This is a genomic window from Sulfitobacter sp. NFXS29, from assembly GCF_040148765.1.
Classification (GTDB): domain Bacteria; phylum Pseudomonadota; class Alphaproteobacteria; order Rhodobacterales; family Rhodobacteraceae; genus Sulfitobacter.
This window is the reverse complement of the sequence record NZ_JAGDED010000020.1, coordinates 1-23,687: the sequence shown is the minus strand read 5'-3', so window position 1 is coordinate 23,687 and position 23,687 is coordinate 1. Positions and strand designations below refer to the sequence as shown.

Here is a 23,687-nt window from a genome sequence, read left to right as displayed (position 1 = left end):
CTGCCTGCTTCAACACGGCCATGATCTGTGCGTCGCTAAATCGTCCGTTCTTCATCATAAATCTCCTCAGATATCTTGCCGAGAAAATTCTACTTTTGAACACCACTATTTTTAGGGGGGATTACCCGATGACCTTGCTATGCGTACGCTTGATGAGCATCGTAGTATTCTTAGCCAAATTGAATCCCAAAACCGTTCCGGCGCGCGAGATGCTATGCGCCATCACATCCGACAAGCTGCTGAACGCCTGAGCGTCACCCTGCGAGAAGGGGCTATGGACAATAGTGACTAATAATCTAGCGGTCTCATAACTTTGGTTGCTCTTCTATGGTTGGGGAGTAGCGAATGCGCAGATTTTCTGTCTGCGCATTCTCGGAAAGAACGCACAGGGCGACTGCATTACTATGTCATACACTTTGCGACCCCGGAAATTTGGGACTGTTCGTTACAGTTGGCGTTAAGAGGAAACCTCGGCGTTATCGGAGCAAATTGCCTCGAATGCGTTACGGAACGTGGGTTTTGACCGGGATTTTGGAACTGGGCGAGGCTCCGGTGCTACTTGGAACGGGATGGGATCGTTGCGGATATAGGCTTCGATCTGAGCGGGGACCCAACGCCTCCCGCGCGCTGCTGTGCGGCCAGGTTGTGTGGGAGTCACCTCAATCGGCGCCGGCAGCAACAAGCGGTTTTCGCAAACGGCTGCATTGATAGAAGAGACGCTCAAACCCGTGCGCTCAGATACCCATGTGACTTTCTGGAGCGGATAGAGGAGAACCTTGATTTCCGCGTCGTCGGGAGGTGTCACATTGATGATTTTCCCCATGACCTCATGCAAGCCGAATCGATGGTTTTTCGCAGCGCCAGACAGTTCGTTGAGGCCGAAGTAGCGAACGATGTGCGGCACGGTATTTTTCCCGACCTGACACCAAGCAGCCATTTCCGCGTTCGTCATGACGACGGGAAAGCGGAGTTCGATTGGGTCGAGAGGAGGCGTGTAGGCGACAAGGGTATGCATATGTTGGCTCCGAATAGGTAGGTTGCTACCTAACTAATTATGGGGCCAAATTCGCAATACAAGAATTTTTTCGCGCCCTTGCGGGCGGTCATCGGTAAAATATGAGGTTATTTACGTGTTCGACCCGGCGCGGAGTTGATGTTCAAGCGGAAAAATTATAGGAAGCAACCAAAGTTTTTGGCGGGAAGCTTTATCCAGGTCTGTGCCTCAGAGAGATGCGATCATAAATGGTACTGGGAAGGTACTTGTTGAATGGTGGATCAAACAGAACTTCATGTAACACTGGATACAGCGGCTCATGGCCGCCGCATCTACGAACTTTGCTCTGCGATTTCCCGATCAATGGCGAAGAAAAGTCAAGCGAAGCTCGGAGCCGTCGGGCTTTCAGCAGGCGCTGCCGGTTTTATACGTGCGGTGGGCGAGAGTGATGACATGACCTTGTCAGACGTGGCTAAAGTATTGCGTGTAGAAACAGCCACCTTAAGTGCTCTTGCTGTCCGTCTGGAACGAGACGGGCTACTCGTGAGAGAGCCATCGCCTAAAGACAAAAGAGCGATGCTATTGCACCTGACGCCACGCGCCCGAGAGCTCGGAGAGCAGGCGGAGAAGATTACGCAATCAGAGCTGTCTAAATTGACAAAAGACGTGGCGGATACCGATCGGAAGCGAATGGTGGAATTGCTCCAAGGGATCCTCAAAAACCTCGATGACAACCCTCCTTGAAAGTACCCATAAATGGTACTGTCATCGGCTTTGAGAAATGGTACTTAATGTGAGGCAGCAGTACCATTTCTGCCGCTCAAAAAAGTGGTACGAATTTTAAACCCAAGTACCCTCGCTCACGGCGGTTATAGAGGTACTATGACCATACCGGAGTACCAATCATGGCGGTGCAAGATGAACTATTGGCGTTGTGTGCCGAGCTTCACTCGTCGGGTATCAAGCTAAGTTACGATACTATCCTCAAAGCGCGGGGCCGGGGGTCCCGCCGGGATATCGCGGCTGCTCTACGGGAATGGCATCGGCGACGCGCCCGAGAGCTTGCCTCAGCCTCGCTGGTCATGCCTGATCATGTATGGACTATGGGTAGTGACTTAGTCATGCAGCTTTGGTCTGCGATGGAGGGCGAGTTTGCGGAACTGCGCAGAGAAATAGCGCTTGAAGCCGATTTGCTCGAACATCATGCCCAGGAAGAGATTGAGCACCTTCATGGGACCATCGGCGAGCAGCATGAAGAAATTCTGCGTCTAAAGAATGAGGTCAATAGGTTGTCAGCGGCTCGGCCGTGAGTGATGCGATTTCAAAAAAGCTATCGAGGGCAATTGGTGCTCCTTAGAGGGGTGGCGAATGAGTTCATGCTCCCTCGAGGCAGATCGCAACGCCCATGCCGCCGCCGATGCAGAGCGAGGCGAGCCCTTTCGCAGACCCCGACCGGCGCATTTCGTGCACCAGCGTTGTAACGATCCGGTTTCCGCTCGCGGCCAGTGGATGGCCGAGGGCTAGTGCGCCACCGTTCACGTTGATCCGCTCGGGGTCCCAGTCCATCTCGCGGTTGACCGCAAGCGACTGCGCCGCGAAGGCCTCGTTGATCTCGAGCCGGTCGAGATCGCGCGCCGCCCAGTCGGTCCGCGCAAGCGCCACGCGCGAGGCTTCGACGGGCCCAAGCCCCATGTCCATCGGGTCGAGTGCTGCCGCCGCGTAGCCAGCGATCCGGGCCAGCGGCGGCAGGTTCAGCGCGCGCAGCCGGCGCTCGGAGACCACCAGAACCGCCGAGGCACCGTCGTTCAGCCCCGAGGCGTTACCGGCGGTGATCGTGCCTTCGCGCTCGAAGGCGGGGGCCATGCCGCCCAGCCGATCGAGGCTGGTGCGGCGCGGCTGCTCGTCCTGCGTCACGGTCCGGGTCTCCTTCCGGCCGGGGACCGAGATCTGCACGATCTCGGCATCGAACAACCCCGCCTCCTGCGCGGCGAGCGCGCGCTCCTGCGAGGCGAGGGCGAAGCGGTCCTGCTCTTCGCGGGTGATCTGGTAACGCCGGGCGAGATGCTCGACGGTGTTGCCCATGTGGATGTCGTTGAAGACGTCCCACAGGCCGTCGACGATCATCATGTCGCGCAGTTCGACGTCGCCGGACCTGTGGCCGGACCGCGCGCCGGGCAGAAGGTGCGGCGCCTCGGTCATGCTGTCTTGCCCGGTCGCGAGCACGATGTCGGCGTCGCCGGCGCGAATGGCCTGGGCGGCCAGGTGGATGGATTTCTGACCCGCGCCGCAGACCTTGTTAATCGTCATGGCGGGGACGTAGTCGGGAATGCCGGCCCAGATCGCGGCCTGCCGCGCGGGGTTCTGCCCGGCGCCGCCCTGAAGCACCTGCCCGACGATCACTTCGTCAATGCTGCCGGGGTCGATGCCGGCGTCTTCTACGACCCGGCGCATGACCTGCGCGCCGAGCCGCGCGGCGGACAGCCCCGCGTAGGCGCCGCACAGCTTGCCGATGGGCGCGCGGCGCGCGGCGACGATGAAGACTCCTTCGGACATGGTGGCTCTCCTCTTGTTTTATGGACCGAACGGTACGGGATTAATTTTCTGTGGTCCAGTCCTCACGGAAGCGGGTCAGTCCTTGCGGCAGGCACGCAGCACGATGCCGGAAAACTTCGCTGCCAGCGCCTCGATGTCGCCGGCCCGCTGCGGGCCGACCCAAAGGAATGCGTAGAAATACATGCCCAGCATCGCCTTCAGTTCGTCCGGGTCGACGGGGCGCAGGCGGCCGGCATCGCGTGCCTCGTTCATCACCAACTCCCACAGCCGGAAGTAGTCGCCGTGCAACCGCAGCACGTCGCGCCGCCGCTCGGGCGACAAAGCGTGAACCTCGCGGAAGCAGACGGTCATCTCGGCGTTGTCCTGCACCACGGCCTGCATAAGGCTGAGTGATAGCGCCCTGATTCGGGACTCGGCATCCTCGTCGCTGGAGAGGATTGTCCCGGCCTCGGCCAGCAGGTCGTGCAGGTAGAGGGTCATGATGTCGAGGAGCAGGTCCTCTTTTGATCGGATGTGGTGGTAGAGCGCCCCCTTGCCATGGCCAGTGGCGGCCCCCAGCTCGGCCGTGCCGACGCTGCCATAGCCCTTTTCGGCAAACAGCTGTGCGGCGGTCTTCATGATTGAGCGCTTGCTTTCGCTGATCGGTCGGGGCTGAGCTTGGGCGGTCATTCGATGGCCTCTATCTTCTGTCTATTCGAGCTAATAACACCGAATGACCGGTCGGACCAGTGTGTTCCGGCGCCGTAGCGCGTGCGCCGGAGCCGTCGTCTCCGAACTGCCTACAGGATGAGCGGCAACAGCGTCACACCGGCACCGAAGATGACCAGCGTGAACAGCATCATCACCGCCGTGTAGCCGAGGATGTCACCTGCGCGCAGTTGCGTCACACCGAGAAGCGGCAGCATCCACATCGGCTGCAACCCGTTGGTGAGCTGGTCGCCATAGCCAAAGGCAATCGCGGTCTGGCCGATGTCGGCGCCGATGTTGCGCGCGGCCTCGATGAGCACCGGTCCCTGTACCGCCCACTGGCCGCCGGCGGAGGGCACGAACAGGTTGACCACTGCCGCACTGACCATGGCGAAGAACGGAAAGGTCACCTCGTTAGAGATCGACACCAGCCCGCTTGCGAAGATCGTGATCAGGCCGGAGCCCGACATGATCCCCATGATCCCGGCGTAGAAGGGAAACTGGAGCACCACCTGCCCGCATGCGCCGATGGCCTGGTCCACGGCGCGGACATAGGCGATCGGCGTGCCATGCGCCGCCATGCCGAACAGCAGCAGAATGAAGTTCACGAGGTTGAGGTTGAGATCGAAGCCTTTGGTCGCGAAATGCCAGACCACGTAGCCCATCCCTGCGGCGACCACCGACCAGGTTAGCGGGCGGGCGCGCTCCATGCGGGCGGCGAAGGTCCGGTCGGACGGGTCGGTGAGGCTGGCCTCGCCACCAGCGCCGATGTCACCGACGGCGGCGGCGCTGAGCGAGCGCGCGCCGGGCGCCGGCTTCGGTGCGACGGTCTGGCGCTCATGCTCGGGCGGCTGCATTGCGGCGTAGACGAAGGGGATGATGACCAAGTAGGCCAGCAGCGTCAGCAGGTTGTAGCCCGAAAGGATCGTGTCTGTCAGCGGAATCAGCCCGATTTCGTCCGCAAGAAAGTGGCCCGGTGTGTTGAGCAGCAACGGCGCCGAAGCCGACAGTCCACAGTTGAACACTATGAGCCCCGAGAAGCCCGCCGCGGCGGCCAGCGGGTAATGCACGCGGATACCCCGCTCGAGGCAGGACTGCGAGATCTTGCGCGCTGAGATCGCGCCGATGATCAGACCCAGCCCCCAGCTTAATGCGCCGAACACGACGGCCAGCGCGGTGATCATCACCACCGCCTGCGTCGAGCTCTTCGGCAGGCGCGCGATGCGTTCGATGCCGCGTTCGACCGGCGGCGAGGATGCGAGCACGTAGCCGAACAGCAGAATCACGGTCATCTGCATCGCGAAGGTCAGCAGGTTCCAGAAGCCGTCGTACCACAAGCCCACCACCTGTGCGGGCCCGGTTGGCGTCATGACCATGGCGAGCACGGCAGTCAGACCGGTCAGCACGATGGCAAAAATGAACGGATTGGGTATGTATGCGCGCGTGAATGACGAGCACGCGACGCCCAGTCGGTAAAGCATGATGTCTCCTCCCTGTGACCGGATCCAAAGGAGTTGGACCATTCGGTCTGAGAAGAAGCTAAGAGTTGCATTAAGCCCGAGTCAAGCAGAACTGACCGTTCGGTTCTGTCCGCTTCGGCCCCTGACACAGGCTGATCCGCTACATTTTATGAGCTTGAAACGTGTTGTAATCACGTAAGGCTCAGCGAAAGATGTTAACCAAATAATTGATAATAATGTAAATTACCCATATTGCGATTGCATCGCCTCGTCCTCGCCGCATTGCCAATGCAGTCAGTACGAGAAAAATTGCTTGCGTCTTCACCTCTGGACCGAATAGTCCATGAGGGCCGGGCAAGGATAAGATACCGGTAACGGAGGAGGTAATAATGGACAGATCGGTACTCTGGAGCCCCGAGGCCGGTGCGCTGCGCGATAGTGGGCTTGCGCGCTTCGCCCGAAACTGCGGCTTTGATCCCGCAGACTACGAGGCACTGCACACTTGGAGCATCGCAGATCCGGGCGCCTTCTGGTCGCGGCTGTGGGATTTTGCCGGGGTGAAGGGCGACAAGGGCTCAGTGGCGCTGCACCGCGATCCCGCCGCGCCGATGACCGGCGCGCAGTTCTTTCCCGAGGCCCGGCTGAATGTCGCCGAGACCCTGCTGGCGGGTGCCGACCCCGCCTGTGCTGTGATCGAATGCGACGAGACCGGCGCCCGCGCCGAGCACTCCGCGGCGGCGCTGCGCGCCGAGGTGGCGCGGATCGCGCGCGGCCTGCGCGCCGCCGGCGTCGGGCCGGGCGACCGCGTGGGGGCCGTGCTTCCCAACCGGTTGGAATGCCTTGTCACGCATCTCGCGAGCCTCGCCATCGGCGCGGTCTGGACCTCGTGCTCGCCGGATTTCGGGACGACGGGAATTCTCGACCGGATCGGGCAGGTCCAGCCCCGGGTGCTGTTCGTGCAGCCCCGCGTGCGCTACGGCGGCAAGGAGATCGACCTGACCGCGCGGCTCGGCGATGTCGCCGCGCAGATCAAGGGGCTCGAAACGCTCGTGACCGTCGGCGAGGGCACGCCCGAGAGCCCGGTGCCGGTGACCACGTGGGAGAGTTTTGGCAGCCCCGGACCGCTGGAGTTCGAGCCCCGGCGCTTCGACGATCCCTGCTACATTCTCTACACCTCGGGCACCACCGGCGCGCCCAAGGCCATCGTGCATCGCTCCGGCGGCGTGCTGCTGCAGAAGCTCAAGGAGCACATGCTGCATGGTGACGTGAGGCCCGGCGATCGCTTCCTATGGTACACCAACACCGCCTGGATGATGTATCACTGGGTCGTGGCAAGTATGGGCTGCGGTGCCACGCTGGTGCTCTACGACGGTGCCCCGGTGCTGAAGGAGGCAGGCGGGTTAGACTGCGGCCAGCTCTGGCGCGCGGTCGAGCGCGAGCGGCTCACGCATCTCGGGATCTCGCCCAAGTATCTCTCGACACTAATGGAGCAGGGCTACCGTCCGGGCGACGCGCAGGACCTGGGATCGCTGCGCTGGCTGATGTCGGCCGGCAGCCCCGTCTCGCCGCAGCAATACGACTGGATGTATGACGCTGTAAAGGCCGACATGGGGTTCGCTTCGATCTCGGGCGGGACCGAGATCATGGGCTGCTTCTTGCTCGGATCGCCGCTGCACCCGGTGCGCCGCGGACGACTGACGGTAAAGGGGCTGGGCATGGCGGTAAACGTCTTCGACGAACGCGGCGCCCCGGTGCGCGGCCGGCCTGGAGAGCTGGTCTGCACCGAACCGTTCCCCTCGATGCCGGCGACTTTCTGGGGGCCGGACGGCGACGCCCGCTACCGCAAGAGCTACTTCGCCGAACGTCCCGAGATTTGGACCCACGGCGACCATGCGACTCTCTATCCGGACGGCAGCGCCGAGATTCACGGCCGCTCGGACTGCACGCTAAACCCCGGCGGCGTGCGGATCGGTACTGCCGACATCTACAATGTCTGTGCGCAATTCCCCGAGCTTGAGGACTGCATCGTCTTCGGCCGTCCAGTTGAGGGCGACGAAGAGATCGTGCTCTGCGTCAAGATAGCCGGGCAGCAGGCCGCGGGACCGGACCTGGCGCAGGCCATCCGCCGCAGGCTGCGCGTCGAATGTTCGCCGCGCCACGTGCCGAGCGCGATCTACTGCGTCTCCGACATCCCGATGACGGTGAACGGAAAGCGGGTCGAGAACGCCGCACGATCGGTGGTCTCGGGGCGGGCGGTCGCCAACCTCGGATCGCTGGCCAACGCCGACTGTCTTGCCGAATATGCCAGCCTGACGAAAAGGGTTCCGCTATGAGACCTCATGCCGCCATAGTCGGCGCAGGATCGCTGCCGCCGCAACGCCGGACCGAGGGCGCCTCGACGCTCGGGATGCTCGCTCGGGCGGCCAAGGCCGCCCTCGACGACGCCGGGTTCGAGAAGGACGAGATCGATGGGCTGCTGGTCGGGCCGCAGGTGGGCGAGACGCCCCAGCACGTGCCGGCCACGGTGTCAGAATACCTTGGCCTGCAACCGGTGATGTCGAACGTGGTCGATCTTGGCGGCGCCTCGGGGCCGGGCATGGTCTGGCGCGCGGCGGCAGCGATTCAGGCGGGCATGTGTGAAACCGTGCTCTGCGTCATCGGCAACCACCGGAACCCTGAGGTGCCGCGCAGCCCCAACCGCAACCCGATCCGCGAGTTCGACGTGCCCTTCGGCGCATCCGGGGCGAACGTGTCCTACGCGCTGCTCAAGCAAGCGCATATGGCGCGGTTCGGCACCACCGATGAGGATTTCGCGCTGATCGCCCATTGGGCGCGCGCCAACGCGCAGCGCCATCCCGACGCCATCTTCCACGGCCAGCCCGCCAGCTTGGACGATGTGCTGGCCTCGCCGATGATCGCGAGCCCGCTGCGGCTGTTCGAGATCGTCATGCCGGTGGCTGGCGCCGAGGCCGTGATCGTAACGTCGGCCGAGCGCGCCAAGGGGCGCAGCGCTGCCTGGCTGTTGGGCGCGGGCGAGAAGATCACCCACCGGGCCGTCAGCCAAGCGCCGGATCTGACCTCGGGGCCGCTCAAGCCGTCGATGGCGCGGGCGTTTGCGCAGGCGGGGGTGGATGCGGCCCGAATGTCGCTGTTGTCGCTCTACGATTGCTACACGATCATGGTGGCAACGACGCTGGAGGACGCCGGGCTCTGCGCGCCGGGCGGCTTCGGGACCTTCATGCGCGACCACGATTTCAGCTCGGAGGGAGACATGCCGATGAACACCCACGGCGGACAGCTCGGCTACGGCCAGCCCGATCTCGCGGGGGGCATGACTCATGTCACCGAAGCAGTGCGGCAGCTGCGCGGCACCGCCACGGGCCGGCAGATCGCCGACCCGGAGTTCGCGCTGGTCACCGGCAACGGCGCGACCATGTCCGAGGCCGTGGCACTGGTGCTGGGAGCAGAGGCATGAGCGATCTTGCAACACTGAAGGTTCCCGGCCCGACGATCATCCCGCTAACCGCGCCGTTCTGGGAGGCCGCCGCCGAGGGACGGCTGCTGATCCAGCGCTGCGGCGGCTGCGGCGGTGCGGCGTTCTACCCGCGAGAGCTTTGCCCGTATTGCTGGTCTGACGCGCTGCGTTGGGAAGAGGCACGCGGCGTGGGCCGGCTGAAGAGCTTCAGCACCATCCACAAGCCCGGCCATCCCGGCTGGTTTGCGGTGGCCCCCTACAGCGTGGGGCTGGTCGAACTGGCCGAGGGGCCGACGCTGCTCAGCCACCTCCTGAGCGAGGCGTTCGAGGTCGGCATGGCGCTGCAGCTTGCGCCTACGAGCATCGGCGGGCGGGTTCTGCCCTGTTTCCGCCCTGTGTGATCACATCCAAGAGGAGGATACCATGAAAGATACCAACGGCTGGATCGGCACCATCAACGGGATGCCGGAACTGGGGCAGGTTGCCGAGCGCAGCCGCACCACGCGGATGGATGACATCCATTCCTTCACCGACATGACCGGTGATCGTAACCCAGTGCATTATGACGAGGAACTGGCGAAGAAGACTGCCTTCGGCAAGCTCATCGTACAGGGGGGCGTCACCACCGGCATCCTCAACGCCTGCGTGGCCGAGGACCTGCCGGGGCCGGGGACGGTGTTCCTGAACACCAACCTAAACTTTAAAAAGGCGGTCGGCGTCGGCGAGACTATCACTGGCCGGGTCGAGATCATCAAGGTGCGCGAGGACAAGCCACTCTGCACGCTGAAGGTTTCGGTCACCGATTCCGAGGGCGCGGTCTGTGTCGAGGGCGAGGCGACCACCTACACGATGCCGCTCGAGGGCCTCTGAATGACCGACGCCCCGTCGATACCCCGCGCCGAGGGCCGCTGGCGGATGCTGGCGATCATCTGCCTCGGTGTCGTCGGGGTGCTGGCGACATGGTTTTCCGCCACCGCCATCATGCCGGAACTGATCCGCGAGTGGGGGCTGACACCGGGGCAGGCGACCTGGCTGACCAACGCCGTTCAGCTCGGGTTCGTCGCCGGGGCCGTGGGGGCCTCGCTGGTCAACCTGCCCGACATCGTCGCGATGCATCGGCTGATGACCGCGGCGGCGCTGCTCGCGGCACTCGCTAACGCCGCGCTACTGGTGACGGGTTCGCAAGGCGCCATCGTGGTGCGTTTCGTGACCGGCGTAGCGCTGGCCGGGGTCTACCCGCCGGCGCTCAAGCTCATGGCGACATGGTTCGTGCGCGGCCGCGGACTAGCGCTCGGCTTCCTCATCGGCGCGCTGACGCTGGGCTCGTCGATGCCGCACCTTGTGCGGGCCGTGACCGAAGACGTCGACTGGCGCGCGGTGGTCTGGGCGACCTCGGGCTCTGCACTGGCGGCAACGCTGCTCTTCGGGCTGGCGGCCCGCGAGGGCCCAAACCCGTTCGGTAAGGCGACCTTCGATCCGCGCCAGTCGCTCGGAGTGTTCACCAACCGGCCGCTCCTGCTCGCGAACATTGGATATTTCGGCCACATGTGGGAGCTCTACGCCATGTGGGCCTGGATCCTCGCCTTCGCCGCCGCGGCCGAAGCCGGGATGCAGCCGTTCCCCTTCGGTTCGGCGTCGATGCTCAGCTTCGTCGTCGTCGCCTCGGGGGTGATCGGCTGTCTTGCCGGCGGTTGGCTGTCGGACCGGATCGGGCGCTGCCTGACCTGTGCCGGCATGATGCTCGTCTCGGGCGGCTGCGCGGCGCTGATCGGCGCCTTCTTCGACGGGCCGCCGCTGCTGCTGGCGCTTCTGGCACTGCTCTGGGGCGTCACCGTGATCGGCGACAGCGCGCAGTTCTCAGCGGCGGTGACCGAGCTTGCCGATAGCGCCTTCGTGGGCACTGCGTTGACGCTGCAGATGGGGCTGGGCTTCGGCCTGACGGTGATCGCCATCTGGGGGCTGCCCCTCTTCGCCGACTGGATCGGCGGCTGGCAGTGGGCCTTCCTCTTTCTGCTGCCGGGGCCCGCCATCGGCACTTGGGCCATGCTGGCGCTGCGCGCCCGGCCCGAGGCCGGGCGCCTCGCCCACGGCGCACGCTGAAACGCGTCGCCCTTGCGCGCGTCCTGCGGCATTCTGTATATCCCTAGAAACATTCGATCATGGGAGGTCGGACATGGCGGGCGCAAACCACGAAAAATCTCATAGGCGCGGCCGGCCGCGCAACGCGGACGGGGTCGCGGCCGATGTGCTGCAACGGCTGGCCACCAGCGGTCGGTTCCTGCGCAGCAGCGACGTGCCGCTCTGGATCCAACTCAAGAACGCCCTGGCCGAAGAGATCGGAAAGGGGCTCGAACCCGACGCCCGCCTGCCCTCGGAGCAGAGCATCGCCGAGATCTTCGACGTCTCCCGCCCGGTGGTGAGGGCCGCGCTTGCCGGGCTCGCCAGCGAGGGGCTGCTCGAAAAGGTGCCGCGGCGCGGAATCTTCGTCGCGCAGCCGCGCACCGAGACCGACTTCCTGACCTCAAACGTCTCGGTCCATTCGGACCTGGAGGCGCGGGGCCACGTGGTGACCGCGCGCGCCTTCACCTTCGGCCGCTTTCCTCCGGACGAGGACGAGCGCAGGGTCTTCTCGCTGCCGCCCGATGGCAGCGTGATCCGCGTGGGCCGCATCTACCGCTCGGACGGCAAGCCGATCACCCATACTCTGATCTCGCTGCCGGGCCACAAGGTGCCGGAGATGGAGAGCTTCGACATCGAGGGCCAGTCGATCTTCCAAATCCTCAAGGACCGCTATGGCCTGATTTCGAAACGGGCCGAACGTTGGTTCACCGCCGAGCTGCCGTCGGCCAATGTCGCGCGCCGTCTCGAGGTGCGTGAGACCCAGCCGTTGATCGCCATCGAATCGATTGCCTACGACACTAACGACGCGCCGCTCGAATATTATCGCGCGTTCTACAATTCCTCGGTGGCGCGCATTCACGTCTCTACCGGAACATTCAACAACTAGCTGAAAATTATATAATAATTATCTTCCCTTACTTCTGGTAATATCCAGATTGACAACCACTGTACCGATCGGTCATTCTGCATTCAGGAGGGGGGACCAGGTCTCTCAACATCGCGAAATACGAAACATGGTGCGACGGGCGCGGAAGGGCGCCTTTCGCAGGGAGATGGGTCTTGGACTACAGCAACCTCAACAATCTGGGCGGACAGGTCGCGGCCGTGACCGGCGGCGCCAGCGGCATCGGGCTCGAGGCGGCCCGCGCGCTGGCCGCCTGCGGCGCGACACTCGAGCTGATAGATTTCGACGCAAAGGCGCTTGGCAAGGCTACCATGTCGCTACGTGACCAGGGCGCCACGGTCGAGACCACCGTGCTCGACGTCACCGACCCCGCGGCGGTCGCAGAGGCCGCGGCCTCGATCTGTGGGCGCAACGGCGGCTCCGTCGAAATCCTGCTGAACTCGGCCGGGATCGCCCGGCTGCACAGCGCCACCGATGTCGCGGACGCGGAATGGCGGCAGGTCATCGAGGTCAACCTGAATGGCAGCTTCTGGTGCTGCCGCGAATTCGGCCGGGCCATGGTCGCCGCCGGACGCGGCTCGGTCATCAACATGGGGTCGATGTCGGGCAACATCGTCAACGCGCCTCAATTCGCCTCGAGCTACATGGTTTCGAAGGGCGGCGTCCACCAGCTCACCCGTGCGCTGGCGGTGGAATGGGCGAAGACCGGCGTGCGCGTCAACGCGCTGGCCCCCGGCTACATCGGCACCGAGATGACCCTCGAGATGCGCGCCCGCCCCGAGCTCTTTGACAAGTGGCTCGAGATGACCCCGATGGGCCGCTGCGGCACCCCCGAGGAAGTCGCCGCCGTTATCGTTTTCCTGGCGTCGCCGGCGTCGAGCTACATGACCGGATCCATCCTTGCGGTGGATGGCGGCTACACCAGCCTATGAGGGACCAAACGATGTCGGATACCGCGCAAACCTACGACACCAGCGCCCGCCACGAGATCATCACAGCATGCCGCGAAATGAACCGTTCGGGGATCAATCAGGGCACGTCGGGCAACATCTCGATGCGATCGGGCGAGGGGATCCTCGTAACCCCGACCTCGCTGCCATATAACGACATGACCCCCGAGGACATCGTCTGGATCGGCTTCGATGGTCGCATCGAAGGCCGCCGCCGGCCCTCGTCGGAGTGGCAGTTCCACCGGGACATTATGGCCGCCCGGCCCGAGGTCGAGGCCATCGTGCATGCCCATCCGACCGCCTGCACGACGCTGTCGATCATGGAGAAGGACATCCCGCCGCTGCACTACATGGTTGCGATCTGCGGCGGCCACAACGTGCGCTGCGCCCCCTATGCGACCTTCGGTACCAAGGAGCTGTCGGACCATGCGCTTGCCGCGCTCGAGGACCGGTCGGCCTGCCTGCTGGCGCATCACGGCATGATCGTAACCGGCAGCTCGCTGGTCCAGGCGATGTGGCGCGCGGTCGAACTCGAAACACTCGCCAAGCAGTATCTCGGCTGCCTGACCGTCGGTGAGCCGCCGCTGCTGTCGGAACTGGAAATCCGCAATGTGCTCGACCGGATGGCCGGCTATGGCCACTCGGACTGAGGGATACGCCCCCAGAGCTTACTCAGCCGCGCCGGGAGGACGGGCTCGGCCTTGAAAAGATCAGATGCAGACAGGAGGAGAAACCATGCATTTCAAGACCATTCTCGCCACCGGCGTCGCCGGTATCGCCATCGCCACCGCCGCGCTCGCGCAGGACGGCACCGAGGGGCTGAGCCTCGAGGGCAAGACGGTGGGTGTGACCGTGATCGGCACCGACCACCACTGGGACCTGATGGCCTATCGCGGACAGGTCGACATGCTCGAGGAACTGGGCGCGGAAGTTATCGCGCTTGACGCGGGCCGCAATGACCAGACCCAGATCAGCCAGATCCAGACCCTGATCGCCCAGCAGCCCGACGCGATCATCGAGCAGCTCGGCAACATCGACGTGCTCGATCCGTGGCTTCAGCGTATCAACCAGGCAGGCATTCCGCTCTTCACCGTCGACACCTCGACGCCGCATGCCATCAACAACACCACCTCGGACAATTATTCGATCGGCGCGCAGCTGGCGCTGCAGATCGTCCAGGACATGGGCGGCGAGGGCAAGATTGCAGTGTTCAATGGCTTCTATTCGGTGCCGGTCTGCAAGATCCGATACGATCAGCTCAAGTATGTGCTGGAAAGCTTCCCCAAGGTCGAGATCCTCGAGCCCGAGCTGCGCGACGTCATCCCCAACACAGTGCAGCAGGCCTATTCCGACACCACCGACATTCTGACGCAGAATCCTGAAGGCTCGGAGCTCAAGTCGATCTGGGCATGCTGGGACGTTCCGATGATCGGCGCCGCGCAGGCGATCGAGGCCGCGGGCCGCACCGACGTGAAGACCTACGGCGTCGACGGCAGCCCCGAGTATGTCGAGATGGTCGCCAACCCCGACAGCGCCGCCGGCGCGGTCGTAGCTCAGCAGCCCTATGAGATCGGTCGCGAAGCGGCGATGAACGTGGCGCGCCATCTCGCCGGCGAGGAGATTCCTCCCTTTTCCTTCGTCGATGCCGTGCTGATCAGCAAGGACAACGCCGACGAAACGGCCGCTCCGTTCCTCCCCGGGGCGCAGAGCCAGTAAGCTGACGGCGCAAGCGGGCCGGCGCGACCACCGCCGGCCTGCCCATTCAAACGGAGAGTGACATGACCGACGCAGCCATCGAAATGGCCGGGATCGACAAGACCTTCGGACCGGTCAAGGCCCTGCAGAATGCCGACCTTGTCGTGCATCCCGGCACCATCCACGGGTTGATCGGCCAGAACGGCGCCGGGAAATCAACGATAATTAAGGTCTTGGCCGGGATTTACTCGCTCAGCGGCGGCAGCGTCCGGGTGTTCGGCGAAGAGATCAGCCCGGTGACCCCCGCCGCCGTCGAAGCGCGCGGCGTCCACTTCATCCACCAGGACCGGCTCTTGGTGCCGACGGCCACGGTCGCTGAGGCGATCTTCTTGCGTAACGAGCCGCACTTCGGCCCGTTCCTCAACCTGCGCCGGATGAACCGCGAGGCTGCGGCGCTTCTCAAGCGCTATTTTGATCTCGATCTCGACCCGCGGATGCTGGTGAACGAGCTGAGCACCGCGCAGCAGAAGATCGTACAGATCACCCGGGCGCTGGCCAATCACGCGCGGGTGCTGGTGCTTGACGAACCCACCGCAGCGCTGATCCAGAAGGAAGTTGACAACCTCTTCGCGGTGCTGCGCCGTCTGCGGCACGACGGGCTCGCGATTGTGTTCATCTCACACTATATGTCCGAGATTGAGGAGATCTGCGACGTCGTCACGGTTCTGCGCAACGGCTCCGACGTGGGCGTGGTTGACCCACGCGAAGCGGGCATCCCCAAGATCGTCGAGATGATGACCGACCGCGACACCTCAGAGATGTATCCGCGCCGCGACGCCGAGATCGGCGCGCCGGTCCTCGAGGCGCGCGGCATTACGGCCGAGCCGCATTTCCGCAACGTGAGCTTCGCCCTGCGCGCCGGCGAGGTCCTCGGGCTCACCGGGCTGTTGGGCTCGGGCGACAAGGAGGTGCTTAAGGCGCTGTTCGGCCAACTTCCGCTCGACAGCGGCGAGATCCTCCTGCACGGCGAGTCGATCTCGTTCCGTTCCCCGGTGCAGGCGGTGAGCCGCGGCTTTGCTAAGATCCCTGAGGACCGACGAGCGCATGGTGTCGCGACCGGTCTGTCGGTGGGCGAGAACGTCTCGCTCGCCTCGCTCGACCAGATGTCGGTGCGCGGCTTCGTGCGCAACCGCGAGGAAGTCGCGCGGGTCGACAGCCTGATCGCCGATCTCGGGATTAAGACGCCGGACCGTCATCAGCTGGTCAAGAACCTGTCGGGTGGCAACCAGCAAAAGGTGGTCGTAGCCAAGTGGCTGAGCCGCGACAGCTCGGTTTACCTGCTCGACGAGCCGACCGTGGCCGTCGACGTGGGCGCAAAGATCGAGATCTTCTCGCTGATGAATCGGCTTGCGGCCGAGGGCAAAGCGCTGATCTTCCTCAGCTCCGACCTCGAGGAGATCGCCGAGATGTGTGACCGCATCCTCGTCATCTACCGCGGCGAGATCACCAGCGAACACCGCCACGGCGAGATCGACGCCGACCGACTTCTGGCCGCCGCGTCCGGCAGCGCCGTCGCCGCGCCGAAGCCCCAGACCATCGAAAGGAGGGCCAACGCATGAGTGTGGCCGCAGACATGCCCGAGGCGGGCACGACCCGGCCGGCGCGCCAGCGCGCCGACTGGTCGAAGCTCGCCATCCGGCTCGGCGCCTTCGGGGCCTTTGCCGGGATCATGATATACTTCGCGCTGACCGCGCGCGGGTTCACCTCGCCCTACAACCTAACCAACGTGGTCGAGCAGTCCACCGTGTTGGGGCTTCTGGCCTTCGGCATGACGGTGGTCTTCATCGGCACCGGCACGGACGTCCAGAAGGGCGGGATCGACCTGTCGATCGCGGCCAACGCCGGGCTGTGCGCGGCGGTCTACGCGGTGCTGCTGAAATCCGGCTACGGCAATGCGGTGGCGATCCCGGCGGCGGTGGCCACAGGAATGGCGGTGGGCTTCCTCAATGGGATCGCCGTCGTCTGGCTCAAGATCATGCCGCTGCTCGGAACGCTGGCCGTGATGAACATCGCGGCGGGGCTGGAGCTGACGCTGACGCAGAACACCGTCGTTTCGGTCAATTCGCCGCTGCTCGGGACGCTCGCCTTCGGCCGGTTCCTGGGTATCTCGGCGCTGGCCTGGTGCTTCATCGTGGTCTCGGTGCTGCTGGTCTGGGCGATCCACTATTCGCGCACCGGCCTGCGGCTCTACGCGGTGGGTGGCCATCACGAGGCGGCGCGCGCCGCCGGCTTGCGCACCGGGCTCTACGTCTTCGGTGCCTACATCTTCTCGGGGCTGATGGCCGGGGCGACCTCGATCCTGATCGTAGCGCGGCTGTCGTCCTCGACGCCGGGCACCGGCCTGATGCTGCTACCGATCCTCGCGGCTGCGCTGCTGGGGACCGTGTTCTCGCGCCGCTTCATCCCGACCATCGGCGGCACGCTTCTGGCCGCGCTGTTCATCGGCTTCCTAGCCAACGGGTTCCAGCTTCTAGGCATCTCTTCCTACTGGGTGAGCGGTGTGCAGGGGGCGCTGATCCTGCTGGTGGTCGCCGTCACGTCCTTTGCCAAGAAGTCCTGAGGAGGCCGACATGAGTGCAGAGACCACCACCCCCTCGCGCATGCCCCGAATGACGCTGGAGGCCTTCTCCAACGTCGCCGTGCTGCTTGCCTTCGCCGCCGTCGTGATCTTTTTCACGCTGGCCACCGACACCTTCATGACTGGTGAGAACCTGTTCAACCTGGTGTCCAACAAGATCGTTCTGCTGGCCATCGTCGCACTTGGCATGACCATCGTCATCGGGGCAGGCGGCATCGACCTCTCGGTTGGCGTGGCCATCGACCTCAGTTCGATGTGCTTCATCATGCTGATCGCTGCGGGTTACACCGGATTCATCGGCATCGCCGGCGGGCTTGCTGCCGCCTTCGGTGTCGGCCTGCTGAACGCGCTGCTGATTAACAAGCTGAAGATCAACCCGTTCCTCGCCACGCTCGGCGTGCTCTTCATCGGAAAGTCGGTGCAGCAACTCTCAACCCAGGGCGGGGTGCCAATCTACCTCACACGGGCCGAATTCGCCGCCCCTTTCGATGCCATCGCCCGCAGCGCGCTGTTAGGCGTGCCGACCCCGGTGATCGTGTTGCTGGTGGCGATCGTGGTGGTCTGGCTGGCGCTGCACCGCTCGGTCTTTGGCCGATACGTCTCGGCACTGGGGGCGACCCCTGAGGTGGCCTGGTATTCGGGTATCCGGGTGCCGCTCGTGCTGACCGCGGTCTTCGTGTCTTGCTCGCTCCTGTCGGGGGTGACCGGTATCCTGCTGAGCTCGACTGTGCGCAGCTACGTGCCGCTTGCCGGCGACGCTTTCCTGCTCGACGCCATCGGCGCGACCTTCATCGGCACCGCGCTGTCGGCCGAGCGTCGCCCCTCGGTCATCGGCACGCTGCTGGGCGTGGCGCTGCTTGCGGTGATGCGCAACGGGCTGCTGCTGATGGGCTTCAACTTTTTCTGGCAGCAGGTCGGTATCGGCATCCTCGTCTTTCTCGTGCTGGGCCTCAGCTTCGGCCTGCGCAAGCGTTCCGAATAAGGGAGAATTCCATGACCACTTTCGACGTTTCCTGCGTGGGCTTCACTGTCCTCGACATCCTCGGTCGGCCGGTGACGGCTATCCCCGAGGGCGGCCGCGCGGATTTCATCGAGGAGATCCGCATGACCGTCGCCGGCACCGCCGCCGCCACGGCAATGGACTGCGCCATCCTCGGACTCCGGACCCGCATGGTCAGTTCCGTCGGCAACGACGACATAGGTGATTTTCTGATCTCCAAGATGCAGAGTTACGGCATGGACACCGCCATGATGTCGCGTGACCCCGGCAACCAGACTTCGTCGACGATCCTGCCTGTGCGGCCCAACGGCGAACGCCCCGCGCTGCATGTCCGCGGCTCGGCCACTACCTTTACCTTGGTGCCCGAGCAATACGCCGATGCGCTCGACGCCAAGATCGTGCATCTCGGCGGCACCGGGCTGCTGTGGGCGTTCGACGGACAGCCGTCCGTCAACTTTCTGAAGGCGGCCAAGGCGGCCGGGCGCACGACCACCTTCGACCTGATCCAGGCAAATCCCGAAACCGTCGAGAAGGTGCTGCCGCTGCTGCCCTACATCGACTACTTCATCCCCTCCATCGAGGAGGCGGAGGAAATGGCCGGCACCTCCGGTCCCGAGGCCACCGCCCGCTGGTTCCGCGAGCGCGGCGTGCGCAACGCGATCCTGACCCTTGGCGGCGACGGCGTCTACGCCGACCCCGAGGACGGCGTGCCCTTCACCCTGCCGGCGCATGACATCGAGGTTGTCGACACCACCGGCTGCGGCGACAGCTTCACCGCCGGGATCATCATCGGCCTCAGTAAGGGCTGGGACCTGCGCCGCTGCGCACGCTTCGCGTCTGCGGTCGCCGCACAGGTGGCGATGGGCCTCGGCTCGGACGGCAAGCTCGGCTCGTTCGAAGACACGCTGCACGCCATGGAAACCCTGCCCCTGAAGGAACTGACCGATGCCTGATACCGCGACCAACCAGATGACCGCCACAATGCCGCAGGTGCTGATCGGCAAGACCGCGCTCGTCACCGGCGCCAGCCGAGGCATCGGTGCCGCGCTCGCCGAGGGGCTCGCGGCTGCCGGCGCCCGCGTGGTGATATGCGACCTGCCCGCGCAGGCCGCCGACATGGACGCTGTCGCCGCGCGCATCGTCGCTGCTGGCGGCACGGCCGATACCCGGGCGCTGAACGTCACCGACAGCGCCGCCCTCGCCGAGGCCGTCGCCGCGATCACCGAGGCGACCGGGGGCATCGACATCCTCGTGAACAACGCCGGGATCCTGAAACCCTCGCGGCTCGAAGACCTTTCCGAAGCCGACTGGGACGCTCACATGGACGTCAATGCCAAGGGCGTGCTGCTGATGACAAACGCGGTGATCCCGCAGATGCGGGCGCGCGGCGCGGGGCGGATCATCAACATCGCTTCGATCGCCGGTCGCCAGGGGGTGCCCACCCAGGGGCACTACGCCGCCACCAAGGCCACGGCGATCACCCTCACCCGGGTCTACGCACAGGAGCTCGGTCCGGACGGCATAACCGTCAATGCCATCTGCCCCGGCATCATTCTCACGGAGATGGGGCGCAACAATCTCGGCAGCCAGGAGAACATCGACCACTGGACCAATGTGGCGGCGCTGCGTCGCCTCGGGGCACCGGGCGACGTCACCGGGCCGACGGTCTTCTTCGCCTCCGACCTGTCTGCCTTCGTCACCGGCCAGGCGCTGAACGTGGACGGCGGCATCTACTTCCACTGACACGAACTCAAAAGGGAAGATACCATGGAAAAGGTCGCAATCGTTGGAGCCGGCCCCGGCGGCATCGTTGCCGCACGCTTCCTGCAGTCGCAGGGCTTCGATCCGGTGCTCTTCGAGGCCCATGACCGCCCAGGCGGGCAGTGGTGCCACGACAACCCTGCGTCCGGCGTCTGGCCTATGATGCGGACCAATACCGCGCGGATGGTGACGCGATTTTCCGACCTCGATTACCCAGCCGGGGTGGCGATGTTTCCGCGCAATCAGGATGTCGGCGACCATCTTGACAGCTATGCCGAGCTTTTCGGCCTGAACGCGAAGATCCGGACCGGCACCCGCCTCAAGGCGCTGGAACAGATGCGGGGCGGCTGGCGGCTGACGATCGAGAGCGGCGGGGAGACGCGCGAGGAGACCTTCCCCCGCGTGGTCATCGCCACCGGTGCCTACAATCGCCCCGGCATCCCGAATGAGCCGGGTCTGGACGGGTTCAGCGGCGATCTGGGCGCGATCCACGCCTTCGACTACGACACGCCGGACGCCTATCGCGGCAAGCGGGTGCTGATCGCGGGGGGCAACATCTCATCGCTTGAGATCGCTTCAGATCTTGCCATGCTCGGGGCCGCGCATGTGGCGACGGCGATGCGGCGGCAGCGCTATGTCATGCCCAAGCTGATCGCCGGCACGCCTGTGGAGAGCTACGTCTTCACCCGTGCCGCCGCATTGTTCCAGGAAACCGCAAGCTCGGAGGAGTGGGCCGAGCAGACCAAGGCCTTTGTGCTGCAATATGGAGGCGACCCCGTGTGGTACGGCGCGCCTGCGGCCGATCCCGATGTGCGACGTGCTGGGACGACCGGCAGCCAAAATTTCCTCAACCTCGTGGCCGAGGACCGTATTCGCTGCCACCCCTGGATCGCCTCGATTGAGGACAGGACCGTGCGCTTTACCGATGGCAGTGAGGACGAGTTTGACGGCATAATTTTTGGCACCGGCTACCGGATGAACCTGCCTTTCCTGTCGCAGGCGCTATGCGAGACGCTTGAACTCACGGATAAGTCGATCACTCTTGCCAACCATACCTTTCACCCGGATGCTCCCGGGCTCGCATTCATGGGTCTCTGGGCGCAGATTGGCCCCTATCTCCCGGCGCTCGAGTTGCAGGCGCGCTATCTCGCCTATAGCTGGAGCAGCGTGGTTCCCGCCGCGGAAGACGCGACGCTGCGCGATGCCTGCGCCCGGGCCCGGAGCGAAAGAGGCAAGGATCGTTACCAGCATATTCAGACGTTGCGCTTCGCCCGGCTCGCAGGCTGCGACCCCGAAGGCGCGGTCGATGCACCAACCGCCGCGATGTTGGCCGCGAATGCAGTCACAGCGCTCAGTTTCCGCCTGACAGGACCGGATGCCCTCCCCGATGCCGCCGCGCAACTGCGCGCGGAAACACTCCGCTATGGACGAAAGGACCAGAACTTTGCGTGATTTCCCCAGCCTCACCCGAACCGACAGCTTCTACATCGGAGGCCAATGGGTCGCTCCCTTGGGAAGGGACACTCACCGACTGATCGATCCCGCCACCGAAGAGCCCATTGCGATCATACCGATGGCCTCGGAAGACGACGTGAACAGAGCTGTCGCCGCCGCACGTGGAGCCTTCGACGACTGGTCGCTGACACCCAGATCCGAGCGGTTGCACCTACTGCGTCGTCTGTTGGAGCTTTACGACGCGCGCAGTGAGGATCTAGCTCAGCTGATGATGCAGGAGATGGGCACTCCCATCGGTTTCTCCCGAGCGGCGCAGGTCTGGGTGGGCCAGCAACATCTTCTGGCGACCATTGAGGCGCTGCAGAAGCTGCCTGAACAGGAGATGCGTGGCGATACTATGATCGGGCTCGAACCCATCGGCGTCTGCGCGCTGATAACACCATGGAACTGGCCGATGAACCAGCTTGTGGTCAAGGCCGCCCCGGCTCTCGCGGCGGGTTGCACCATGGTCGCCAAGCCGTCGGAATACTCGCCGCTGTCGTCACTGCTTTTTGCCGAGCTGGTCGAGGAAGCAGGCTATCCGGCCGGCGTCTACAACCACATTATCGGCGCTGGTCCTGTTGCCGGCGAGGCGCTGGCACGGCATCTCGACGTAGACATGGTCTCGATCACCGGCTCGACCCGCGCGGGCGTGCAGGTGGCGCGAGCCGCAGCGGATACCGTCAAGCGCGTAGCGCAAGAGCTGGGCGGAAAGTCGGCCAACATCGTCTGCCGCGACGCCGACCTAGAGAAAGCGGTGCGCGAGGGGGTCGAGGCTTGCTACGTCAACTGTGGCCAGGCCTGCCGTGCCCCGGCCCGCCTCCTGGTCCCAAAGGAGCGCATGGAGGAGGCCAAGGCCATCGCCCGTGCCGCCGCAGAGGCGCATGTGGTCGGTGCGCCCTCGGGTAAGGTCGCCCTCGGGCCCGTAGTGAACGAGGCACAGTGGCACCATATCCAGGCGCTGATCCAATCGGGCATCGACGAAGGCGCCACGCTGGTGACCGGCGGCACAGGTCGGCCTGAGGCGCTCTCGCGCGGCTGGTACGTGAAGCCAACGGTCTTTGCCGACGTAATGCCAGGCATGACCATCGAGACCGAGGAGATCTTCGGCCCGGTGATCGCACTAATCAGCTACGACACCGAGGAAGACGCCATCCGCATCGCAAACGACACCGTCTACGGGCTGGCAGCCTATATCCAGTGCCCCGACCCGGAGCGCGCCCGCCACATCGCCCGCCGCCTGCGTGTCGGTGCGATCTGGATCAACGGTGCCGACTGGTCCGCCTACGCGCCTTTCGGCGGCTATCGCCAGTCCGGCAACGGCCGCGAGCATGGCGAATGGGGGTTACAGGATTACCTTGAAGTGAAATCCGTCGCCGGCTGGTGAGCCAACGCGGCAACAGTCATAGGAACGCCACGGCGTTTTTACCCTGAAATAGCCACACGATGACATAACATATCTGCGGATGAGGCCCAGAACTTTAATTTGACGACGTGCGTAACGCTTCGGTGCGGCCTATGCGGCATGCCAAAAAAACGGGCAGTCGCTCAAGGATAACTTTGGGATGTGGGTCGGACTCTCCCAAGACAAGCGCGGCATGGCAAGCCGCGTCGGATCGGGCATCCGTAGATCACTATGAATGCGTCGCGATGCCACCCCAGGCCCTTCTTTTGTGGACAACCTTAGGCCAATGCTTACATGCAGAAATCATTCGTAGACACTCGCATCAATAGCATCGATGGAATCGATGATTTGTTGGGCCTTAAAAAGTTCCCACCACGTAGGCTGACAGATATATTGCATAATCTAGCTTATAAGGTGGATTGCTGTAGCCGCAAAGCGATAATGTCACCCTTAAGCAAAGCAGAAGTGTCACTCTGTCCTCGGTTTGGGATGAGGATGTGTGGACATGGGATGGGTGATGATGAGCGAGCGCGAGTTGAACCGCGTGGAA

23 protein-coding genes are annotated in these 23,687 nt (G+C 64.1%); 19 read left to right on the top strand and 4 right to left on the bottom strand.

Annotated elements, in window-relative coordinates; genetic code table 11:
* The first annotated feature begins 139 nt into the window (after positions 1–139).
* Positions 140–292: an FCD domain-containing protein gene (locus J3456_RS19505; protein WP_502989527.1), complete on the top strand. Its 153-nt coding sequence runs from the start codon at positions 140–142 to the stop codon at positions 290–292.
* 165 nt (positions 293–457) lie between these two features.
* Here the strand turns inward: J3456_RS19505 and J3456_RS19090 are convergent, their stop codons facing one another.
* On the bottom strand, positions 458–1,015 hold the full coding sequence (locus tag J3456_RS19090) for a hypothetical protein (protein WP_349581831.1): 558 nt from the start codon (positions 1,013–1,015) through the stop codon (positions 458–460).
* A gap of 252 nt (positions 1,016–1,267) precedes the next feature.
* On the opposite strand from J3456_RS19090, the gene J3456_RS19085 reads away from it, so the two are divergent.
* Together J3456_RS19085 and J3456_RS19500 are read left to right on the top strand one after the other, a co-directional pair.
* Positions 1,268–1,738: a MarR family winged helix-turn-helix transcriptional regulator gene (locus J3456_RS19085; RefSeq protein ID WP_349581829.1), complete on the top strand. Its 471-nt coding sequence runs from the start codon at positions 1,268–1,270 to the stop codon at positions 1,736–1,738.
* Positions 1,739–1,899: 161 nt separating this feature from the next.
* Positions 1,900–2,304, top strand: a complete 405-nt coding sequence (locus J3456_RS19500) for a DNA-binding protein (protein ID WP_502989526.1) — start codon at positions 1,900–1,902, stop codon at positions 2,302–2,304.
* Positions 2,305–2,368: 64 nt separating this feature from the next.
* Here J3456_RS19500 and J3456_RS19075 read toward each other — a convergent pair whose 3' ends face one another.
* The 3 genes from J3456_RS19075 to J3456_RS19065 all read right to left on the bottom strand — a co-directional run bounded on the left by J3456_RS19075 (position 2,369) and on the right by J3456_RS19065 (position 5,715).
* On the bottom strand, positions 2,369–3,547 hold the full coding sequence (locus tag J3456_RS19075; RefSeq protein WP_349581825.1) for an acetyl-CoA C-acetyltransferase: 1,179 nt from the start codon (positions 3,545–3,547) through the stop codon (positions 2,369–2,371).
* A 75-nt stretch (positions 3,548–3,622) separates the two neighbouring features.
* On the bottom strand, positions 3,623–4,216 hold the full coding sequence (locus J3456_RS19070) for a TetR/AcrR family transcriptional regulator (RefSeq protein ID WP_243263895.1): 594 nt from the start codon (positions 4,214–4,216) through the stop codon (positions 3,623–3,625).
* A 110-nt stretch (positions 4,217–4,326) separates the two neighbouring features.
* Positions 4,327–5,715: a short-chain fatty acid transporter gene (locus J3456_RS19065; RefSeq protein WP_349581823.1), complete on the bottom strand. Its 1,389-nt coding sequence runs from the start codon at positions 5,713–5,715 to the stop codon at positions 4,327–4,329.
* Positions 5,716–6,083: 368 nt separating this feature from the next.
* Between J3456_RS19065 and J3456_RS19060 the strand changes: the two genes are divergently transcribed.
* The 16 genes from J3456_RS19060 to J3456_RS18985 all read left to right on the top strand — a co-directional run bounded on the left by J3456_RS19060 (position 6,084) and on the right by J3456_RS18985 (position 23,119).
* Positions 6,084–8,027 carry an acetoacetate--CoA ligase gene (locus tag J3456_RS19060; protein WP_349581821.1) on the top strand — a complete coding sequence of 648 codons (1,944 nt, stop codon included), beginning with the start codon at positions 6,084–6,086 and terminating at the stop codon, positions 8,025–8,027.
* Positions 8,024–9,169 carry a thiolase family protein gene (locus tag J3456_RS19055; protein ID WP_349581819.1) on the top strand — a complete coding sequence of 382 codons (1,146 nt, stop codon included), beginning with the start codon at positions 8,024–8,026 and terminating at the stop codon, positions 9,167–9,169. Before J3456_RS19060 ends, J3456_RS19055 begins: the two co-directional genes overlap by 4 nt.
* On the top strand, positions 9,166–9,570 hold the full coding sequence (locus J3456_RS19050) for a Zn-ribbon domain-containing OB-fold protein (protein WP_349581817.1): 405 nt from the start codon (positions 9,166–9,168) through the stop codon (positions 9,568–9,570). Before J3456_RS19055 ends, J3456_RS19050 begins: the two co-directional genes overlap by 4 nt.
* A gap of 22 nt (positions 9,571–9,592) precedes the next feature.
* The gene (locus tag J3456_RS19045) at positions 9,593–10,039 is read left to right on the top strand and encodes a MaoC family dehydratase (RefSeq protein WP_349581815.1); all 447 of its coding nucleotides are present in this window, start codon (positions 9,593–9,595) and stop codon (positions 10,037–10,039) included.
* The gene (locus tag J3456_RS19040) at positions 10,040–11,269 is read left to right on the top strand and encodes an MFS transporter (protein ID WP_349581813.1); all 1,230 of its coding nucleotides are present in this window, start codon (positions 10,040–10,042) and stop codon (positions 11,267–11,269) included.
* A gap of 73 nt (positions 11,270–11,342) precedes the next feature.
* Complete coding sequence (locus J3456_RS19035; RefSeq protein WP_349581811.1) at positions 11,343–12,176, top strand: GntR family transcriptional regulator; 834 nt, start codon at positions 11,343–11,345, stop codon at positions 12,174–12,176.
* 173 nt (positions 12,177–12,349) lie between these two features.
* Positions 12,350–13,126: an SDR family NAD(P)-dependent oxidoreductase gene (locus tag J3456_RS19030; protein ID WP_349581809.1), complete on the top strand. Its 777-nt coding sequence runs from the start codon at positions 12,350–12,352 to the stop codon at positions 13,124–13,126.
* Between the two features lie 11 nt (positions 13,127–13,137).
* A complete protein-coding gene (locus J3456_RS19025; RefSeq protein ID WP_243263886.1) occupies positions 13,138–13,794 on the top strand; it encodes a class II aldolase/adducin family protein in 657 nt (218 codons plus the stop codon).
* An 85-nt stretch (positions 13,795–13,879) separates the two neighbouring features.
* On the top strand, positions 13,880–14,860 hold the full coding sequence (locus J3456_RS19020) for a sugar ABC transporter substrate-binding protein (RefSeq protein WP_349581806.1): 981 nt from the start codon (positions 13,880–13,882) through the stop codon (positions 14,858–14,860).
* 62 nt (positions 14,861–14,922) lie between these two features.
* A complete protein-coding gene (locus tag J3456_RS19015) occupies positions 14,923–16,458 on the top strand; it encodes a sugar ABC transporter ATP-binding protein (RefSeq protein WP_349581804.1) in 1,536 nt (511 codons plus the stop codon).
* Positions 16,455–17,459, top strand: a complete 1,005-nt coding sequence (locus tag J3456_RS19010) for an ABC transporter permease (RefSeq protein WP_349581803.1) — start codon at positions 16,455–16,457, stop codon at positions 17,457–17,459. Before J3456_RS19015 ends, J3456_RS19010 begins: the two co-directional genes overlap by 4 nt.
* A gap of 10 nt (positions 17,460–17,469) precedes the next feature.
* Complete coding sequence (locus J3456_RS19005) at positions 17,470–18,459, top strand: ABC transporter permease (protein ID WP_349581802.1); 990 nt, start codon at positions 17,470–17,472, stop codon at positions 18,457–18,459.
* 11 nt (positions 18,460–18,470) lie between these two features.
* Complete coding sequence (locus J3456_RS19000; protein WP_349581801.1) at positions 18,471–19,430, top strand: carbohydrate kinase family protein; 960 nt, start codon at positions 18,471–18,473, stop codon at positions 19,428–19,430.
* Positions 19,423–20,220: an SDR family NAD(P)-dependent oxidoreductase gene (locus tag J3456_RS18995; RefSeq protein ID WP_349581800.1), complete on the top strand. Its 798-nt coding sequence runs from the start codon at positions 19,423–19,425 to the stop codon at positions 20,218–20,220. The genes J3456_RS19000 and J3456_RS18995 overlap by 8 nt, the downstream gene beginning before the upstream one ends.
* A gap of 24 nt (positions 20,221–20,244) precedes the next feature.
* Entirely contained in the window at positions 20,245–21,690 is a 1,446-nt protein-coding gene (locus tag J3456_RS18990) for a flavin-containing monooxygenase (protein ID WP_349581799.1), read from the top strand.
* A complete protein-coding gene (locus J3456_RS18985; RefSeq protein WP_349581798.1) occupies positions 21,683–23,119 on the top strand; it encodes an aldehyde dehydrogenase family protein in 1,437 nt (478 codons plus the stop codon). Before J3456_RS18990 ends, J3456_RS18985 begins: the two co-directional genes overlap by 8 nt.
* The last annotated feature ends 568 nt before the right edge of the window (positions 23,120–23,687 follow it).

Excerpts from the sequence above, each read along its gene's own strand:
- J3456_RS19505 (WP_502989527.1), top strand. The coding sequence starts at position 140 with ATGCGTACGCTTGATGAGCATCGTAGTATTCTTAGCCAAATTGAATCC.
- J3456_RS19090 (WP_349581831.1), bottom strand. The coding sequence starts at position 1,015 with ATGCATACCCTTGTCGCCTACACGCCTCCTCTCGACCCAATCGAACTC.
- J3456_RS19085 (WP_349581829.1), top strand. The coding sequence starts at position 1,268 with ATGGTGGATCAAACAGAACTTCATGTAACACTGGATACAGCGGCTCAT.
- J3456_RS19500 (WP_502989526.1), top strand. The coding sequence starts at position 1,900 with ATGGCGGTGCAAGATGAACTATTGGCGTTGTGTGCCGAGCTTCACTCG.
- J3456_RS19075 (WP_349581825.1), bottom strand. The coding sequence starts at position 3,547 with ATGTCCGAAGGAGTCTTCATCGTCGCCGCGCGCCGCGCGCCCATCGGC.
- J3456_RS19070 (WP_243263895.1), bottom strand. The coding sequence starts at position 4,216 with ATGACCGCCCAAGCTCAGCCCCGACCGATCAGCGAAAGCAAGCGCTCA.
- J3456_RS19065 (WP_349581823.1), bottom strand. The coding sequence starts at position 5,715 with ATGCTTTACCGACTGGGCGTCGCGTGCTCGTCATTCACGCGCGCATAC.
- J3456_RS19060 (WP_349581821.1), top strand. The coding sequence starts at position 6,084 with ATGGACAGATCGGTACTCTGGAGCCCCGAGGCCGGTGCGCTGCGCGAT.
- J3456_RS19055 (WP_349581819.1), top strand. The coding sequence starts at position 8,024 with ATGAGACCTCATGCCGCCATAGTCGGCGCAGGATCGCTGCCGCCGCAA.
- J3456_RS19050 (WP_349581817.1), top strand. The coding sequence starts at position 9,166 with ATGAGCGATCTTGCAACACTGAAGGTTCCCGGCCCGACGATCATCCCG.
- J3456_RS19045 (WP_349581815.1), top strand. The coding sequence starts at position 9,593 with ATGAAAGATACCAACGGCTGGATCGGCACCATCAACGGGATGCCGGAA.
- J3456_RS19040 (WP_349581813.1), top strand. The coding sequence starts at position 10,040 with ATGACCGACGCCCCGTCGATACCCCGCGCCGAGGGCCGCTGGCGGATG.
- J3456_RS19035 (WP_349581811.1), top strand. The coding sequence starts at position 11,343 with ATGGCGGGCGCAAACCACGAAAAATCTCATAGGCGCGGCCGGCCGCGC.
- J3456_RS19025 (WP_243263886.1), top strand. The coding sequence starts at position 13,138 with ATGTCGGATACCGCGCAAACCTACGACACCAGCGCCCGCCACGAGATC.
- J3456_RS19020 (WP_349581806.1), top strand. The coding sequence starts at position 13,880 with ATGCATTTCAAGACCATTCTCGCCACCGGCGTCGCCGGTATCGCCATC.
- J3456_RS19015 (WP_349581804.1), top strand. The coding sequence starts at position 14,923 with ATGACCGACGCAGCCATCGAAATGGCCGGGATCGACAAGACCTTCGGA.
- J3456_RS19010 (WP_349581803.1), top strand. The coding sequence starts at position 16,455 with ATGAGTGTGGCCGCAGACATGCCCGAGGCGGGCACGACCCGGCCGGCG.
- J3456_RS19005 (WP_349581802.1), top strand. The coding sequence starts at position 17,470 with ATGAGTGCAGAGACCACCACCCCCTCGCGCATGCCCCGAATGACGCTG.
- J3456_RS19000 (WP_349581801.1), top strand. The coding sequence starts at position 18,471 with ATGACCACTTTCGACGTTTCCTGCGTGGGCTTCACTGTCCTCGACATC.
- J3456_RS18995 (WP_349581800.1), top strand. The coding sequence starts at position 19,423 with ATGCCTGATACCGCGACCAACCAGATGACCGCCACAATGCCGCAGGTG.
- J3456_RS18990 (WP_349581799.1), top strand. The coding sequence starts at position 20,245 with ATGGAAAAGGTCGCAATCGTTGGAGCCGGCCCCGGCGGCATCGTTGCC.